This is a genomic window from Candidatus Zixiibacteriota bacterium, assembly GCA_019038695.1.
Taxonomy (GTDB): Bacteria; Zixibacteria; MSB-5A5; order GN15; family FEB-12; genus B120-G9.
This window is the reverse complement of record JAHOYZ010000009.1, coordinates 58,522-73,879: the sequence shown is the minus strand read 5'-3', so window position 1 is coordinate 73,879 and position 15,358 is coordinate 58,522. Positions and strand designations below refer to the sequence as shown.

Sequence of the window (15,358 nt, the reverse complement as noted above, 5' to 3'; positions counted from 1 at the left end):
CAGACTGTAAATCTGTCGGCGAAGCCTTCGGAGGTTCAAATCCTCCCCCCACCACTTTTTTTACCGCCTGATCAGGCGGCTTTTTATTTCCGTGAGATATCCCCCTGATAGTCCACCCTTTGATCTCGTTCACAGAATTGCAATGACAGTATAGTGGGATTCCGGGCATAGAAAAGAGCCACCGAGCAGAATCGAACTGCTGACCTACTGATTACGAATCAGTTGCTCTACCATCTGAGCTACGGTGGCTTCCGACTGTCAAAAGATGGATTAAACCATCTGTTTCATTGATCGGCAAATATAGTGACCGGCTTCAAATATACAAGAAGTTTTGTCAGCTGTTTTCTTGTCTGCCGCGCCAGTTATCTCTTCAAAGTGTTATCGTGGTATTCCGACCGGCATTATCAGCAAGGCAGCTTCCTCCTTACCGTCGATCCCCAGGAGTTGGTTAAGGGCATCGTCGTTAAAGGCTCCGATGCAGACCGTCCCCAGACTCAGCGAAGCAGCTTGCAAACAGATGTTTTCGGCGATTGCGCCCACCTCAATGTAGGCGTAGCGAAATCCGCGATCACCGTACTTCCGGGTTGAACGATCAAAACGTGCCGTCAGGACGACGGTCACAGGCGAAGAACCAACAGCATTCTGGTTGTGCGAAGCCTGATGCAATTGGCGACCATGGTCTTCCTCCTCGACAAGTTCCAAAGTGGAATCCGAGACTTGGTAGTGATAGAGACCTGCTTTCAAAGAATCGACGTTCTGCGCTACGACATATATCTCGCAAGGGTACAGGGCACCTCCGGATGGAGCCGCACGCAGGGACAGACCTTTACCGTGATATGTTATTCCAGCAGCAGCCAGGAGAAGCCCCGAAAGTTCCTCCAGCGAGACCGGCGTATCGGCGAATCGACGTGTGGAACGTCGCTGGGTGATGGCTTCCTCAACGGACCCCGATCCCGGTTTTGGAGGAGGTAGAGACACGGTCACCGCACCGTCATACACTTTGTAGAGGGGTAGATTGCGACCACGATACGATCCGTCTCCTTTGAAGCCCCGGTCTCCGAAACTTGTCTCATGATGAAACCTTTGCCCGATTGACATCTGGTCCTCCGATTGATCTGCCTGAGCGTTCCCAATTGACAGCAGAACTGTCATCAGGCCGACGGCACACACGATTTTAGTAAACATGATCGTCCACTCCTGTTCGATAGTTTGAGTAGCTCGGGTCGGGCCACAAAGAAGCGGCCACTCTCTCTAATGAAAGAGTGGCCGCTGTAATTGTCAACCGTCAGGTAGACACCATGTGTTCTGCTAACATGGCACCGGCGGCGGACCTCCGGTAAAGAGGTAAGCCACAAGGTAGGTCAGATCGGCGATATTGAGCTCGCCATCGCCGTTTACGTCAGCTTCCGCCAAGCACGGAGGAGGTGGACCACCAGTGAACAGGTATGCCACAAGGTAGGTCAGATCAGCGATATTAATTTCCGCAGGAGGGACGTGATCCACATTTCCGCGAAGGACGCAGCAGGAGCCGGTGATAGCGAACGCGAGGTCTAACTCAAGAGAGTTGATCGGATCAATAAGCGGACTCCAGATTGAACCTCCCGGTACGGGCCACACAGGGTTATCGATAAAGGTACCCATGTCATTCCAGTGGTCAAGGGAGGTCTTCCAACCCCATGCCTTGGTGTTAGGATCTTCAAGAATTGCCCATATTACGAGCCAGTATATCCGACCGGAATCCTGTGGGAACCAGTCGTCCTCGGGAATGTAAATATCGTACTGGTAGTACTCCTGGTGATCACCCGGGTAGTAAACATGCGGAATCGGGCTGAACCAGCCTTCGTTGCCACCATAAATCTTGGTGATAACAAAGTCAGAATCCGAGTAGACCCACAGTGGATCCAAGGGCATACTGTGCGTAGCACCAGCCGGTTGATCACTGTAGATTGCAAGATTGAACTTAGTGATCTCGCCAGTTGCTCCATGTCTCCAGGATCCCCAGAAGTGGATATCCTTAATGTAGCCAGATTCGGTGCACATGAAGTCGTCAGCGATCGGATGCCAGGAGGCATCAACATCCCAGCCATTTTCGTCAGGCAACTGCGGGAAGTGCATCTTGATGTCATCACCCGGATCTGGATTCCACGGATCTTCGCAGGCATCATCAACACCGTTGCTGTCGTGATCGCCGGCACACATAGTGTAGTCACCCATGTACGCACCGCCAGTGGCGAGACAGTCGTCTGATGTCAACTCCTGACAAGTGCCGTCAGGCAGACAGCAGGCGCCGATATATGGGTCGGGGTAGCAGGCATCGTCGATGCCATCGCCATCTCCATCACCCAAGCAGACTGAGCCCACTCCTTCAGTCCAACCACCCAGATCATCGCAGCACAGCGGATCGAGGTCCTGACACGAACCGCTGAGGAAGCAGCAAGCCTGAGTTGCGGTACAGGCAGTGCCCGCACCTTGAGCCACGCCACCCTGATCATCACAGCAGAGCGGATCGAGCATCGCGCAGGAACCGTCAGACAAACAGCAGGCTTCGAGAGCCGTACAGGTTGTGCCCGGACCTTGAGCCACGCCACCCTGATCATCACAGCAGAGCGGATCGAGGTTTTGGCAGGAACCATCGGTGAAGCAACAGGCCTCGAGAGCCGTACAGACTGAGCCCGGACCCTGTGGTACACCGCCGAGTTCATTGACGCAACACAGAGCATCGGCCATCATACAGTTGCCATCCTGCATACAACAGGCTTCCAGACCCAGACAGACTGTGCCATTGCCTTCGTAAATTCCGAAGAGGTTGTTGACGCAATCATCCTCGGTTGTCTCGACACAAAGGTAACCGGTAGCATCATCATAGCAGCACGCGCCGGTTGGCTCCGCATCCTCGCCATTGGTGACAACCAGCGACAGATCGAGCGAACCGATGCAGTCGTGGAAGACCACCCCGCTCATCTCTGGAATAACGAAGTTGTATCCCCAGACATCGATTGAAATCCACTCTGGGTTATACTCTTTTATTTCCCAAACTTCCATGAAGTGGCCGCCAGTAATCTGATCGACAGGTCCGTCATACAGGGTATCACGACCGATATACAGCAACTCATCTTCCCATGGCATTCCCGGCAGTGGCGGCATGCTGTCGTCCGCGGGCTGATCGAGCGACCATTGATCGGTCGAGTAATTTACCACAAAGGTGAGCCAGCTGTCGGCTAAATCATCGTACTTTTCGATGGCAAATTCAATGCGGGCTTCTTTCTTGCGGTCATACGTGAAGGGATGATCGTAGAACCAGATGTTCCAGAACTGCCAATCGGGCTGTTCGTAGAGCCACCATCCATTCACAGCATCTGGGCCGTCGTAGTAACCGGCACCTCCGGTCATTTGAGGGATCATAGCGCCGGAAGGATCAAAAGCTATCCAGAAACTGTCCACCTGCGGATCCATAGGTTCCCAGATATCAATCCAACTGAGATCACCCCATGTAGCCCAGACAGCATCGTCGTTCCAGTGATCCTGGGTTGATTTCCAGCCCCAGGTCGTATTCTGTGGATCAGCAACAATTGCTGAGATATTTACCCAGTAGATCGTGCCTGAATCCTGCCAGAACCAATTTTGTTCTGGTAGACAGATGTTGTACTGCCAATAGGCGATGTGGTCATTAGGGAACACTTCGCCGGTGGCGGGATCGTACCAGCCTTCCTCGGTGGGTGGATCGATAGGTGTGAAGTCAAAATCTTCGACGTAGAGCTCCCAGAGAGTCGTACCCGGTCGAGAATATGTCTCTACCATATTATCATCACAGCAGACGGGAACCGGATAAACCGGCGGATAAACACCAGAATAGATCATGTCCGTCAGAATAGTAACGTCAGCATTGTCCACGACACAATCGCCATTAAGATCGGCAATCCATAGTGGGTTTGGAGCTGGTCCACCGCCCTGGAGGTAATTGATCAGATAAGTTAAATCTGCAGCATCAACCTGTGAATTGCCATCACAATCCCCAGTTGCCCAGTTGGTGTCGCAGACCATATGAGCGGGGATATCTTCGTGGATACTGAGTACGAAAGTCGTTACCTGACCTTCATCCCCGTGTTTCCATGCTCCCCAGAAATGGAAGTCCTTGATCCAGCCAGTATCCATGCACATGAAATCCTCGGCCAGGATCATAGGCTGGGTGGCATTCACTGCCCAACCGGTTTCATCCGGCATCTGCGGGAAGTGGTGCTTGTAGGGATCGCCGGGCTTCCAGTCGCACACCTGTGTACAATTCGGCGAGTTGGTTTCGCCGTTGATGAAGAATATCGGGTAGCCTGCTACTGGCGGATCCCAGAAATTATACCATTCGTACAACAGGCCATCGTTGTACAACATCCAGTTGTCGCACGTATCGGGAGCCGTGTTGTCGTCATACAGTACAGACGGAGTGGATCCGACCACACCGCTGGTGTACTCCAGACCGATATAGAACGGACCGTTTACACAACACCCGCCGGGAGGGAAATCAAACGTCCCAACGGTTGGGTACCCAAAAGTTGTTTGATCGGCAGTAACCGAGTAACGGCAAAGCTCAGTGCCTGGTCCCGAACAGGAATCGGGAGGTTGGGCCAAATCATACACAACGATATCCACTTGTGCCGGCCAGACGTCATCACCGTCATCGTACAGCACAAAACTGAAGTCGGTGATCTCAAACGGGTACGGAGGTAGGTCCGGGCATGTCCCGGGGTTAAAGTAGGTGTAGGTCCCAATCCCCGCTTCGTAACCGCTGCCCCAGTAGCTTGCGGCCGTGCTGTTGGTTTTCGTTAGAGTGCATGGCCCCTTGTATGAAGGCGCTTGAACAGCACCAGAGCCATCAATCTGGGTCACCTTAAATCGGTCCCCGGACGCGGCCATTAACATTACAGCGAGCACCGTAAGCATTCCGATACTTGCAATGATCAGTTTTCGAAGCATAGCTCCTTCTCCTTACAATTGTAGATTACGTCGATCAATGAGTTTATTACTTGTGATTCGGTCGGACATAACCATCCGCTTAGTATGCGATTATTGTTGTATTTTCATCTGCAATGCGAATCGTAACAAAAATAACGCGTGCAAATCATCAGTAGGTAGTTAGTTGTATTTAATATACACCGAATATTTATATTCTGTCAAGCGAAAAATCCATCTCAGGGACCTCCGCATCTCAAAACGGACCATTTGGGCCATATTCGATCTCTCAATACGATTATTCTGCTATGGACTTGATATCGCCCGTACCATATGCTATTGTATGTTTGTTGACGTAATGTGAAGTATGATGCAAAGTGAAGGAATAGATCATGGCAGTACAAGAGAAGAAGCAGATTCGTAGTGACTGGGAAATAGCGCCGCATGTAGCGTCATTGAAATCATCGGCAATTCGTGACATCCTCAAATTTTCGTCTCAGCCCGGAGTTATTTCGTTTGCAGGCGGACTACCTGCACCGGAGTTATTTCCACAGGAGGATATGAAGTGGGCAATGGACCAGGTTCTGCAGAAGTATGGTCCTGCGAGTTTGCAATACACTGTAACGAGAGGTGTTCCGCCGCTAACCAAACTACTGGCTGAGCGAGCCACGGCGGCAGGTACCCCAACCTCTGACGAGAATATACAAGTGACTTCAGGTAGCCAGCAGGGATTGGAACTTCTTGCCCGGGTCTTTATCGCACCCGGTGATTACATTCTAACCGAGTTGCCGACGTATGTGGGGGCTATACAGGCTTTCGATTACTATCAGGCGCGGTATGTAACGGCTGAAATGGACAGCGATGGCATGATCATCAATCAGGTTGAGGAAAAACTGGCAAAGTACAAACCAAGGTTTATCTATTCGGTATCAAGTTTCCAGAATCCGACCGGTATTACAATGACGCTTGAACGCCGTCGACAATTGATCGACTTGGCGGCCAGCTACAATATTCCGATTGTAGATGACGATCCGTACAGTGCGGTTCGGTTCTCGGGCGAGTCGCTACCGACACTGAAATCGCTTGGTGGTGATGGTGTAATCACGCTCAAGACTTTCTCGAAAGTACTCGCGCCGGGGTTGCGTATCGGCTGGATGAATGGTCCCGTTGAAATCATGCGTTACTTCGAAAAAGTCAAGCAGGGTACTGATTTGCATACAAACACGCTTTGCCAATATTTGATTCACGAATATGTAACGGCTGGTAAGCTGGAGCCACATATTGAAATTCTTAAAAAGGACTATCTTGTCAAACGCAATGTAATGTTGGGAGCGCTGAAAGATACATTCCCTGAGGGAGTGACATGGACTGAGCCGGAAGGCGGCTTGTTCCTGTGGATAGAGTTACCCAAACAACTATCTGCTAAAGATTTGTTGCCGAAAGCTGTCGAACGGAAAGTGGCTTACGTTTATGGCGAACCGTTCTTCCCCAATGGTGGCGGCGAGAATTGTATGAGACTAAACTTCTCGAATGCTACTCACGAGGGCATTGTTGAAGGGATTGGCCGCCTGGCGGAGCTGTTCAAAGAGAATATGTAACACAGACCAGAGACTGACTTGCAGATATTGATACAAGAAAGCGGCTTGGCCGCTTTTTTGTTGCCCATCACCGAGTAAGAGCCTTATTACCAGCATGATAGTACACTTCTCCAAATATCATGCGCTACGTAATGATTTCCTGATCATCGACCTGGCGCATAATCGTGTTCCCATAGCTCGACGCGAAGCATTGGCAATTGCTATTTGTGATCGCCGATCCGGTGTTGGGGCTGATGGCGTGTTGTTTCTTACCGGTAGCCGACGAGCTGATTTCAAGATTGATCTCCACAACGCCGACGGAGGTTGGGCGGAGAAGTCGGGCAATGGACTACGCATTGCCGCTGTACACAAACATCTCACCGACCGACGCCGCAGGGCATTCACATTTGAGATGGGCGGTATTGTTGCATCTTCGAGAGTGATGGCCAAAGACGGCTCCGGTTTCTCAGTGTCAGCTGGGTTGGGGAAACCGATATTTGAGTCTGCCAGCGTGCCGGTTCGAAGCCGTCGCAAGTACATGATACAGGCTCCTCTGCGACTGGGCGGAAAGGACTTCCCGGTAACGTGCCTGGCAGTGGGAAACCCGCATACGGTCCTGTTTGTCGACGACTTCGACTTTGACTGGCAGGCTCTGGGAGATGAAATAGAGCACCTACGGTGCTTCCCGGAACGAACCAATGTGGAGTTTGTTAAGGTGATCAATCGCCACAAACTCAAAGTTGCCGATTGGGAACGTGGAGCAGGAGCGACGGGGTCATCAGGCACGGGAGCGGCGGCGGCAGTCTGTGCGGCAGTAATGATTGGTCGAGCCGACCGACGATGCCAAGTCATCTTTGAAGCCGGTTCTCTTTATATCTGGTGGGACTCTGATACGAGTGAAATTGAACTCACTGGCCAAGTGCAAACGGTCTGTGAAGGAGCGTACGTCTTCAAATGATCTCTTATTCCGAAGCATTGAAGTTAAACAAGCGGGGTAATGTCATCCCTGTCTTTGAGCGTATCCCAGCCGATCTGGACACCCCCGTAGGAGCGTTTCTAAAGCTGGCCCAGGGCAAGCGTGATTCGTTTCTGTTGGAGTCCATTGAGGGTGGAGAGAAACTCGCGAGGTATTCGTTCCTGGGATTTGACCCGTTTCTGATTATCGAAGGTGAAGCTGACCGCGTTGTACTAATGCAGGGGCGAAGCAAGAGAGTGCTAGAAGCCGACCCAATTGAATTTGTTAAAGAGATGTTCCGTTTCTATCGCCCGGTGAAGATGGCCGGACTACCTCGTTTCACTGGTGGAGGTGTCGGGTATTTTTCCTATGACACCGTTCGCTGGATTGAGGACATCCCCGACGATAACCCCGATACGATCGGGTTGCCATCAATGCGATTGGCTATGTATCGTCATCTGGTTGTCTTTGATCACTTGCGGCAGGAAATACTAGTCATTGCCAATATTCTCCACGAGTCAGGCGAAAGCGGATTCAAGGCGCGATATCAAGAAGCCTGTGCGACTGTTCGCAAGCTGATCAAGCGGCTTCAGTCAGCGCGTGTGAAGGTTCCCAACGATCAATCCGGACGACCTCGGATCAAGGCGGACTATACAAAACGCGAGTTTGAATCTATGGTTCGCAAAGCAAAGCGTTACATCAAAGAGGGTGACATCTTCCAGGTAGTCCTTTCGCAACGATGGCAGGTCAAATCTGACCTGTCGGCTCTGACACTGTATCGTCGCCTGAGGCGAATCAATCCGTCGCCATATATGTTCATGGTCAATTGCGGCAATTCATCAGTGATCGGTTCTTCACCTGAAATGATGGTCAGAGTGGAAGGGCGAGCGATAGAGACCCGCCCGATAGCAGGCACTCGTCCGCGCGGCAAGGACGAGACCGAAGACAAGCGAATGGTCGCGGACTTGCTTGGGGATGCCAAAGAACTGGCAGAACATACAATGCTGCTTGATCTGGGCCGAAACGATCTGGGTCGGGTGAGCAGGCCGGGGTCGGTTAAGGTTGCCGAGAAGATGTTGGTTGAGAAATACTCGCATGTCATTCATCTGGTCAGTTCGGTAGTGGGCAAGATGAAGCCGAAGATTGCTCCGCTTGAGGGATTGTTCTCATGTTTCCCGGCGGGGACGGTTTCCGGTGCTCCGAAGATACGCGCTATGGAAATCATCGACGAACTTGAGAAGGAACGGCGAGGTGTATACGCCGGAACAGTCGCCTACCTTGATTTCTGGGGGAATCTGGATTCATGTATCGCCATACGAACGGTAGTCAAGAGAGGCGACACATTCTATATTCAGGCTGGGGCAGGCATCGTGGCCGACTCCAAACCAGCACGTGAGTACCGTGAGACCGAAGCCAAGGCGAAAGTTCTGTTGACGGCTATCACCGGGCGCGAGGATAGATGAACTATGATTCTTCTCCTGGATAATTACGATTCCTTCACGTACAACCTGTACCAATACCTGGCCGAACTCGGGGCAGATTTGGAAGTGGTTCGCAATGATGTCATTTCAACCAATGACGTTCTTAATATGGCACCTGAGGCAGTTGTTCTCTCGCCCGGACCGGGTCGACCCGAGAATGCGGGGATCATGCCTGATCTCATTGAGAAAGCGGCAGGCAGGATACCGATTCTGGGTGTCTGTCTTGGGCATCAGGCGATAGCTCAGGTTTACGGCGCACGTATTGGGTATGCACCTACGCTCATGCACGGTAAGACTTCGGATGTGAAGCATGACGGCTCGGTTCTTTATGACGGTATTCCGTCGCCGTTTACTGCTACCCGTTACCATTCGTTGGTTGTGGAACCGAGATCGTTATCGCGTAAATTCAAGGTGACAGCTCGGACTCCCGATGGTGTAATCATGGGAATACAGCACAAAGAGATGCCATTATACGGACTCCAATTTCATCCGGAGTCAATCATGACGCCAAGCGGCAAGGATATCCTCCGCAATTTCCTGAGGACACTGGCATGATCAGGGATTGTATCATCAAAGTTACGGGAGGTGAGTCTCTTTCCACCGATGAAGCTTCGGCGGCGATGGATTGTATTATGGATGGAGAGGCTACTCCGGCCCAGATCGCCGGGTTGATTATTGCTCTGAAACAACGAGGTGAGACAGCCAAAGAAGTGGCGGGTTTCGTTCGTTCCATGAGAGCGCACTCTACTAAGATCGAATTGGATGATCCTGATGCCGCCGACCTGGTGGGTACCGGTGGTGACGGCGCTCATACATTCAATGTTTCGACCGCATCTGCGCTTGTTGCTGCTGCGGCTGGTGTGACGGTGGCCAAACATGGCAATCGCTCTGTGAGTTCTCATTGTGGATCAGCCGACATTTTGGAAGCAACCGGTGGACATATTAATCCCGGACCGGAGAAAGTTCAGAGCAATATCAACGAAATCGGTTTTGGATTCATGTTTGCTCCTCGGTTTCATCCGGCCATGAAACACGCTGTCGGACCACGGAGAGACCTCGGTGTTCGTACTGTGTTCAATATTCTGGGGCCGATGACCAATCCGGCTTCAGTCACGCGTCAGGTGACCGGTGTGTACAGCCCGGGAATTATGGCCTTGGTGGCCGAGGTGCTGGAGATGACCGGTTCGGTCCATGCTCTGGTAGCCCATTCTCGTGACGGACTCGACGAGTTTTCCGTCTGCGCTCCAACAGACTACATCGAGATTCGGGACGGACGTCGCAAAGAAGAGACACTTTCGCCGGAGGATTGCGGTCTGCGGCAATATCCATCGGGAGCATTGTCGGGGGGTAACCCAGAGTACAATAAGAACCTCTTGAACGAAGTTTTACGCGGTGAGAAGTCAGCATATCGAGACGCAGTATTGTTAAATGCCGGGGCGCTTCTTTATACGGGGAATAAGACGAAGACGATTGTGGACGGTGTAGACTTGACGACCAAAGCCATCGACAGCGGCGCGGCAGCCGATTTGCTCGCGCGCTGGTGCAGGTTGTCACACCCATAGACTATGGCCGCCACTCAAGAACATCCCGACACACCTGTCATTCCCCAAGGCAAAGGGTTTGGGCTAAAGGCTGGCTTTGGAGAGTATCTCGCCACACTGAGACTGTTTTCCAGAAACATAAGGCTATATCTGCTTGGCTCGTTCTTTATGGGAGTCAACTTTCAGGTCTTCATGCTCCTGCTCAATCTGTATCTAAAAGAGCAGGGGTTTCCTGAAAGCGATATCGGACTGGTGGGATCAACCAGAGCGATTGGGATGACATTGATCGCCATCCCGGCCGCCATCCTACTGACACGGATCAGCCTCAAGTTAATACTTTTGATCAGTATTACGTTGTTTGCGGTTTTCAGCGTTGGAATTGTTACAGTCGATTCGTTGGAGCTTATAATGGGGATGGCGGTCCTGAGCGGGATGGCATTCTCATTCTACCGGGTGGCTGGTGGTCCGTTTTTTATGCAGAACTCCGGACGACGGGAGCGCACTCATGTCTTCTCGTTCTCCTTTGGTATGATGATTCTGGCCGGCATGGTCGGCTCGCTGGGTGCCGGACATCTGGCGACCTGGCTGGGAGAATACACTGGGGAAATAGTGCTGGGCTATCGGTACACACTTTACGCCGGGATAGCCTTCAGTATGCTCGCGCTGGTACCGTTCATGATGATCCGAACTTCCGCACGTCCGGCGGAGGATCGCAAGCTTTCTCTGTCATGGGAACAGTTGAAGACTCGTGGCAGGTTCTACTTTCGGATCGGGTCTGTCAATTTTCTGGTTGGATTGGGGGCCGGTTTGGTGATTCCGTTCCTGAATCTGTATTTCAGCGATCGGTTCAATCAATCGGCCGATACTATTGGGATATTCTACTTTCTTGTGCAGTGCGCTATGTTAGTTGGCTCACTGTCGGGGCCTTTGCTGGCTCGACGCTTCGGACTCGTCAGGACAATTGTCATCACCCAGTTGGCCTCTATTCCGTTTTTGCTGGTGCTGTCATATAGTTACATTTTGCCTTTGGCGGTGTTTGCCTTTGTGATTCGGGGCGGACTGATGAACCTCGGTTGGCCAATCGTAGTCAACCTGGGTATGGAGCTGTCCGATAAGAAAGAGCAGGGGTTTGTGAATGCCCTGATAATGGTGGCCTGGACATCTTCGTGGATGGTTTCCTCGGCGGTGGGAGGAATATTCATTGAACAGTACGGATACACTTTTACGATGAATATCACTATCGTGCTATATGTTGTCTCCACAGTTGTATTTTATCTTTTCTTCCGTCACGTGGAGACCCACGACCAAGCCACCGGGGACTGGACAATCCTGAAGGAGAAAGTATCGTGAAGGATATCCTGCAGCAGATAGTCCGTGACAAGAGGTTGGAGGTTGATGAGCTACAGGGTGCCCTACCACTGGAAAGATTACAGACTCAAATATCTCCACGCTCCGAACGACCGTTTCATGATGCCCTTAGCCAAACGGGGACGATCAATATAATCGCCGAACTAAAGCAAGGTTCGCCATCGAAAGGACTCCTTGTTGACAGCTTCAATCCTGCCTTATGGGCGAGACAGTATCGCGACGGTGGCGCGGCAGCTCTTTCGGTGTTGACGGACCAGAAGTATTTCTACGGTCGCCCCGAGTATATGGGCATGGCCAAACGTGAGGCTAACCTTCCGATTCTATGCAAGGATTTTGTTATCAATCGCTATCAAATATACTATGCACGCTACATGCAAGCTGATGCTATCTTGTTGATAGTACGCCTACTTACACCCAAACTCCTAGTGGAGTACTTGAATGTCGCCGACACGGTTGGGCTTGATTGTCTGGTAGAGACACACAATGCCGAAGAAGTGAATAAAGCCGTTGATTGTGGTGCGAACATCATTGGCGTCAATAACCGCAACTTGCATGATTTCAGTATCTCACTGGAGACCTCCGAGAAACTGGCGCGACTTATTCCCGAGGATGTTATCAAAGTGACTGAATCAGGTATTGCTACCAAAGAAGATGTCTCACGTTTGAAGGAGGTCGGGTTCAATTGCTTTCTGATCGGTGGAGCACTTATGACAGCTTCTGATCCGGTCGCTCATCTAAGATCGCTGAGGAAGCAATGAAACGCTTCTCGGTGAAAGTCTGTGGGTTGACTCGGCCAAAGGATGCCGCACTGTCCACCGGGCTGGGTGCGGATATGATCGGTATGATATTCTACCGCAAATCTCCCCGCTGGGTAAGCCAACAGCAGGCATTGAAGATCGTTTCTGCTGTGTCACCTACCGTAAGCCGGGTGGGTGTATTTGTCAACCGTGACATAGAGGGAGTGTTGAAAGTTGCCCGCCGATTGCGACTGGATTATGTTCAACTCCATAGCGGTTTTTCGAACAATGACATCAAGTTTGTCCAGCGAGAAGGATTCAAAGTGATCGAGGCTTTTCATATCAGGGCCAGGACTGACTATGAATCGGCTATGTCCAGCAAGGCCGACCTTATCCTATTGGACAATGCTACTGCCGCCGTACCGGGAGGAACCGGGCAATGTTTCGATTGGAGCCATAAACCTCCGCGCAGGATTCCCAACCTGGTTCTGGCTGGTGGAATAGATGTTCACAATGTTGAGCAGGGAATCAATCGTTTTGCGCCACTGGTGGTTGATGTCAATTCCGGTGTCGAGTCATCCCCCGGGATCAAGTCAGACTCGAAACTACGTCGTTTCTTCACCCTTTGTAACAGGCTGAGATATGGCCGGCAGGAATAAGAAGACACCCGATCGCCGGGGAAGGTTTGGCCCTTACGGTGGACGCTATGTACCCGAAACGGTCGTCTATGCGCTCGATGAACTGGAACAGTGCTTCAGTAGAGTGTGCAGGGAATCAGCGTTCAAGGCCGAACTTCGCACCTACCTGACTGACTATGTTGGACGTCCCACGCCGTTGTATTTTGCAGAGCGATTCAGTGAGTATCTCAAAGGACCGGAAATCTACTTCAAGCGGGAAGACCTTAATCACACCGGGGCGCATAAGATCAATAACACGGTCGGACAGATTTTATTAGCGCGCCACATGGGCAAACGGCGCATTATTGCCGAGACTGGAGCCGGACAACACGGCCTTGCCACGGCTACTGTCTGTGCCCGATTCGGAATGGAATGTGTTGTCTACATGGGGGCTGAGGATATCGAAAGACAAGCACCCAACGTTGAGAAAATGCGTTTGCTGGGAGCTACTATTGTCCCGGTGACGAGTGGTTCGCAAACACTCAAAGACGCAACCAGTGAGGCGCTCCGAGATTGGGTGACCAATGTACGCCATACGTTTTATATCATTGGCTCAGTCGTTGGCCCGCATCCTTACCCGATGATTGTTCGTGAGTTCCAGTCAGTAATAGGAAAAGAAACCAAGCGGCAATGCCGCCAGCACTGGGGCGGGCTTCCCGATATGATTGTTGCCTGCGTAGGGGGAGGTTCCAATGCCATAGGTACTTTTGATGCCTTTAGAAATGAACCGAAAGTCGAACTTGTTGGAGTCGAAGCAGCAGGATTGGGGTTGCGGTCGGGCCGTCATGCTGCGACTCTTACGCGCGGTAAACCGGGAGTTCTGCATGGAGCATACAGTTATCTTCTATATAATCAGGACGGTCAGATTGTACTGCCGCATTCGATCTCGGCTGGACTCGACTACCCGGGAGTCGGCCCGGAACACTCATTTCTACGTGACAGCGGTCAGGTGCGATATGAGGCTGTCACCGATCGTCAGGCGCTCAGAGCATTTAAGCTCGTATCGCGGTTGGAGGGGATAATACCAGCGTTGGAAACATCGCACGCGCTGGCCTACCTGATCAAGACGGGGAAGACCTTGCGGAAGGACCAGAAGATTGTGGTTTGTCTTTCCGGCCGAGGTGACAAAGATATGGGAATAATCGAGCCAGGGGAGAGGCTGTGACCAACCGCATTCGCTCCCGGCTGGATAAGCTGGGCAAAAATAAACTGCTGGTGCCTTTTTTCACGGCTGGATATCCCGACATGAAAACGTCCTTCGAATTCGTTCGGGTGGCGGCAGACAATGGAGCGGATTTCGTAGAGTTAGGGATGCCGTTCTCTGATCCGCTGGCGGATGGTCCCCTGATTCAACATAGCTCCCACGTCGCATTGCAACAGGGCACGAACTTGGATCAAATTCTCGATGGCGTCTCGCAATTGCGAAAGCATACCAATGTTCCCATCATTTTGATGGGATATTACAATCCGATCTGGAGTTATGGCGAAGAGCGTTTCCTGCGCGATGCCTCGGCCGCCGGTGTGGATGGGCTAATTATTCCAGACTTGCCGGTTGACGAGGCGCACACCTATAGTGCGGCTATACGTAAATACGACCTGTCGGCTATATTCCTGGTCGCCCCAACATCGACTCCAGACCGCATACGATTGATCGATCGCAGATCAACTGATTTTATCTATGCTGTGACCATTACAGGCGTAACTGGTGCCCGTACTCAGTTTGATACAGATACAGATCGCTACCTTGGTGATCTGGCACAGCGACTGAAAAAACCGTTTGTCGCCGGTTTTGGTGTATCATCGCCCGAATCTGCCCGACGACTGTGTCACAATGCCAATGGCGTGGTGATCGGCTCCGCCCTTGTATCAATAATACGCGAAGCACGATCCAAACCGGCGTCGCTTCAAGCTGTGGGCGGCTTCCTGCGCAGGATACGAAGCGCCTTGGATTAAACCACTATGCCAAACTTGTAGTTGATCTGGCGACTGGTAAGATTAAAATTGGAAAGAAGTTGTTTGATCCGACCCGCGAGAATGATACCTTTGTTCTCGTAGACGAAACCGTCCTAAGAGGAGTCCAG

12 protein-coding genes and 1 tRNA gene are annotated in these 15,358 nt (G+C 51.6%); 10 read left to right on the top strand and 3 right to left on the bottom strand.

The window, feature by feature from the left end:
• Positions 1–176: 176 nt before the first annotated feature.
• From KOO62_04120 to KOO62_04110, 3 genes are all read right to left on the bottom strand, one after another.
• Positions 177–249: transfer RNA gene (locus KOO62_04120), tRNA-Thr, on the bottom strand.
• Positions 250–378: 129 nt separating this feature from the next.
• Positions 379–1,185: a SagB/ThcOx family dehydrogenase gene (locus tag KOO62_04115; GenBank protein ID MBU8933173.1), complete on the bottom strand. Its 807-nt coding sequence runs from the start codon at positions 1,183–1,185 to the stop codon at positions 379–381.
• A gap of 123 nt (positions 1,186–1,308) precedes the next feature.
• Positions 1,309–4,965, bottom strand: a complete 3,657-nt coding sequence (locus KOO62_04110; GenBank protein MBU8933172.1) for a dockerin type I repeat-containing protein — start codon at positions 4,963–4,965, stop codon at positions 1,309–1,311.
• 368 nt (positions 4,966–5,333) lie between these two features.
• On the opposite strand from KOO62_04110, the gene KOO62_04105 reads away from it, so the two are divergent.
• The 10 genes from KOO62_04105 to trpA all read left to right on the top strand — a co-directional run bounded on the left by KOO62_04105 (position 5,334) and on the right by trpA (position 15,230).
• Positions 5,334–6,539 carry a PLP-dependent aminotransferase family protein gene (locus KOO62_04105; GenBank protein MBU8933171.1) on the top strand — a complete coding sequence of 402 codons (1,206 nt, stop codon included), beginning with the start codon at positions 5,334–5,336 and terminating at the stop codon, positions 6,537–6,539.
• Between the two features lie 94 nt (positions 6,540–6,633).
• On the top strand, positions 6,634–7,476 hold the full coding sequence (dapF, locus tag KOO62_04100; protein ID MBU8933170.1) for a diaminopimelate epimerase: 843 nt from the start codon (positions 6,634–6,636) through the stop codon (positions 7,474–7,476).
• Positions 7,473–8,936: an anthranilate synthase component I gene (trpE, locus tag KOO62_04095; GenBank protein ID MBU8933169.1), complete on the top strand. Its 1,464-nt coding sequence runs from the start codon at positions 7,473–7,475 to the stop codon at positions 8,934–8,936. Before dapF ends, trpE begins: the two co-directional genes overlap by 4 nt.
• A gap of 3 nt (positions 8,937–8,939) precedes the next feature.
• Positions 8,940–9,509: an aminodeoxychorismate/anthranilate synthase component II gene (locus KOO62_04090; protein MBU8933168.1), complete on the top strand. Its 570-nt coding sequence runs from the start codon at positions 8,940–8,942 to the stop codon at positions 9,507–9,509.
• Positions 9,506–10,516 carry an anthranilate phosphoribosyltransferase gene (gene trpD, locus KOO62_04085; protein ID MBU8933167.1) on the top strand — a complete coding sequence of 337 codons (1,011 nt, stop codon included), beginning with the start codon at positions 9,506–9,508 and terminating at the stop codon, positions 10,514–10,516. Before KOO62_04090 ends, trpD begins: the two co-directional genes overlap by 4 nt.
• A 3-nt stretch (positions 10,517–10,519) precedes the next feature.
• Positions 10,520–11,845, top strand: a complete 1,326-nt coding sequence (locus KOO62_04080) for an MFS transporter (GenBank protein ID MBU8933166.1) — start codon at positions 10,520–10,522, stop codon at positions 11,843–11,845.
• Positions 11,842–12,621: an indole-3-glycerol phosphate synthase TrpC gene (gene trpC / locus KOO62_04075; protein ID MBU8933165.1), complete on the top strand. Its 780-nt coding sequence runs from the start codon at positions 11,842–11,844 to the stop codon at positions 12,619–12,621. Before KOO62_04080 ends, trpC begins: the two co-directional genes overlap by 4 nt.
• Positions 12,618–13,259: a phosphoribosylanthranilate isomerase gene (locus KOO62_04070; GenBank protein MBU8933164.1), complete on the top strand. Its 642-nt coding sequence runs from the start codon at positions 12,618–12,620 to the stop codon at positions 13,257–13,259. Before trpC ends, KOO62_04070 begins: the two co-directional genes overlap by 4 nt.
• Positions 13,243–14,442: a tryptophan synthase subunit beta gene (gene trpB, locus KOO62_04065; protein ID MBU8933163.1), complete on the top strand. Its 1,200-nt coding sequence runs from the start codon at positions 13,243–13,245 to the stop codon at positions 14,440–14,442. The genes KOO62_04070 and trpB overlap by 17 nt, the downstream gene beginning before the upstream one ends.
• The gene (gene trpA / locus KOO62_04060) at positions 14,439–15,230 is read left to right on the top strand and encodes a tryptophan synthase subunit alpha (protein ID MBU8933162.1); all 792 of its coding nucleotides are present in this window, start codon (positions 14,439–14,441) and stop codon (positions 15,228–15,230) included. Before trpB ends, trpA begins: the two co-directional genes overlap by 4 nt.
• Positions 15,231–15,358 lie beyond the last annotated feature (128 nt).